This window comes from Halomonas sp. BL6, from assembly GCF_006228115.1.
Taxonomy (GTDB): Bacteria; Pseudomonadota; Gammaproteobacteria; order Pseudomonadales; family Halomonadaceae; genus Vreelandella; species Vreelandella piezotolerans.
Genome location: NZ_VDGL01000012.1, coordinates 1,921 through 4,731, shown reverse-complemented (window position 1 = coordinate 4,731; position 2,811 = coordinate 1,921). Strand labels below are relative to the sequence as shown.

Genomic DNA, 2,811 nt, shown 5'->3' with positions numbered 1-2,811 from the left:
GGGATGTCTCATCTTGAAGGGGGCTTCCCGCTTAGATGCTTTCAGCGGTTATCCCGTCCGACCATAGCTACCCGGCAATGCCACTGGCGTGACAACCGGAACACCAGAGGGTCGTCCACTCCGGTCCTCTCGTACTAGGAGCAGCTCTTCTCAAACATCCAACGCCCACGGCAGATAGGGACCGAACTGTCTCACGACGTTCTAAACCCAGCTCGCGTACCACTTTAAATGGCGAACAGCCATACCCTTGGGACCGACTTCAGCCCCAGGATGTGATGAGCCGACATCGAGGTGCCAAACACCGCCGTCGATGTGAACTCTTGGGCGGTATCAGCCTGTTATCCCCGGAGTACCTTTTATCCGTTGAGCGATGGCCCTTCCATACAGAACCACCGGATCACTAGAACCTGCTTTCGCACCTGCTCGACGTGTCTGTCTCGCAGTCAAGCACCCTTATGCTCTTGCACTCATTGCACGATGTCCGACCGTGCTGAGGGTACCTTCGTGCTCCTCCGTTACGCTTTGGGAGGAGACCGCCCCAGTCAAACTACCCACCACACACTGTCCTCGATCCGGATCACGGACCTGAGTGAGAACGCCAATGATGCCAGGCTGGTATTTCAAGGTTGGCTCCACCCGAACTGGCGTCCGGGTTTCAAAGCCTCCCAGCTATCCTACACAGGCAACATCAGCGTCCAGTGTGAAGCTATAGTAAAGGTTCACGGGGTCTTTCCGTCTAGCCGCGGGTACACCGCATCTTCACGGCGATTTCAATTTCACTGAGTCTCGGGTGGAGACAGCGTGGCCATCATTACGCCATTCGTGCAGGTCGGAACTTACCCGACAAGGAATTTCGCTACCTTAGGACCGTTATAGTTACGGCCGCCGTTTACCGGGGCTTCGATCAAGAGCTTCGGCCGAGGCCTAACACCATCACTTAACCTTCCGGCACCGGGCAGGCGTCACACCCTATACGTCCGCTTGCGCGTTAGCAGAGTGCTGTGTTTTTACTAAACAGTTGCAGCCACCTGGTATCTTCGACCGGTTCGGGCTGAAGGAGCAAGTCCTCTCACCCTACGCCGGCGTGCCTTCTCCCGAAGTTACGGCACCATTTTGCCTAGTTCCTTCACCCGAGTTCTCTCAAGCGCCTTGGGATTCTCACCCTGACCACCTGTGTCGGTTTGGGGTACGGTCGCACATGATCTGAAGCTTAGAGGCTTTTCCTGGAAGCGTGGCATCAATGACTTCGACACCGTAGTGTCTTCGTTTCGTGTCTCGGCCTTGAGCGCCCGGATTTACCTAAGCACTCAGCCTACTCACTTTCACCAGGACAACCAACGCCTGGCTCACCTAGCCTTCTCCGTCCCCCCATCGCAATCATGTCCGGTACGGGAATATTGACCCGTTTCCCATCGACTACGCCTTTCGGCCTCGCCTTAGGGGCCGACTCACTCTGCTCCGATTAGCGTCGAACAGAAACCCTTGGTCTTCCGGCGAGGGAGTTTTTCACTCCCTTTATCGTTACTCATGTCAGCATTCGCACTCGTGATACCTCCAGCATGCTTCTCAACACACCTTCATCGGCTTACACGACGCTCCTCTACCGCTCACACATCGTGTGAACCCGTAGCTTCGGTACCTGGTTTAGCCCCGTTACATCTTCCGCGCAGGCCGACTCGACTAGTGAGCTATTACGCTTTCTTTAAAGGATGGCTGCTTCTAAGCCAACCTCCTAGCTGTCTGAGCCTTCCCACATCGTTTCCCACTTAACCAGGATTTGGGGACCTTAGCTGACGGTCTGGGTTGTTTCCCTTTTCACGACGGACGTTAGCACCCGCCGTGTGTCTCCCACGCTGGCACTCACCGGTATTCGGAGTTTGCCTCGGGTTGGTAAGTCGGGATGACCCCCTAGCCGAAACAGTGCTCTACCCCCGGCGGTGATACGTGAGGCGCTACCTAAATAGCTTTCGAGGAGAACCAGCTATCTCCGAGCTTGATTAGCCTTTCACTCCGATCCACAAGTCATCCAAATCTTTTTCAACAGATCCTGGTTCGGGCCTCCAGTTGATGTTACTCAACCTTCACCCTGCTCATGGATAGATCGCTCGGTTTCGGGTCTATATCCAGCGACTGTGTCGCCCAGTTAAGACTCGGTTTCCCTACGGCTCCCCTATACGGTTAACCTCGCCACTGAATATAAGTCGCTGACCCATTATACAAAAGGTACGCAGTCACGGAACAAGTCCGCTCCTACTGCTTGTACGCACACGGTTTCAGGATCTATTTCACTCCCCTCTCCGGGGTTCTTTTCGCCTTTCCCTCACGGTACTGGTTCACTATCGGTCAGCCAGGAGTATTTAGCCTTGGAGGATGGTCCCCCCGTCTTCAGTCAAGGTTTCTCGTGCCCCGACCTACTCGATTTCACGTGATCAGATTTTCGACTACGGGGCTATCACCCGCTATGGCCAGACTTCCCAGTCTGTTCGCCTAATCTTTCACACGCTTAAGGGCTGGTCCCCGTTCGCTCGCCGCTACTAGGGGAATCTCGGTTGATTTCTTTTCCTCAGGGTACTTAGATGTTTCAGTTCCCCTGGTTCGCCTCTTACGCCTATGGATTCAGCGCAAGATACTCATCTTGTGATGAGTGGGTTTCCCCATTCAGAGATGTCCGGGTCACAGGTCGTTTGCCACCTCACCGAACCTTATCGCAGGCTACCACGTCTTTCATCGCCTCTGGCTGCCTAGGCATCCACCGTGTGCGCTTCATTGCTTGACCCTATAACCCGAAGGGGTCTGGTGTCTCGCAATGAC

Annotated in this window: 1 rRNA gene; it reads right to left on the bottom strand. The window is 54.8% G+C overall.

The window, feature by feature from the left end:
• Positions 1–2,776: ribosomal RNA gene (locus tag FHJ80_RS17285) — 23S ribosomal RNA — on the bottom strand; the annotation flags it as partial.
• Between the last annotated feature and the right edge of the window lie 35 nt (positions 2,777–2,811).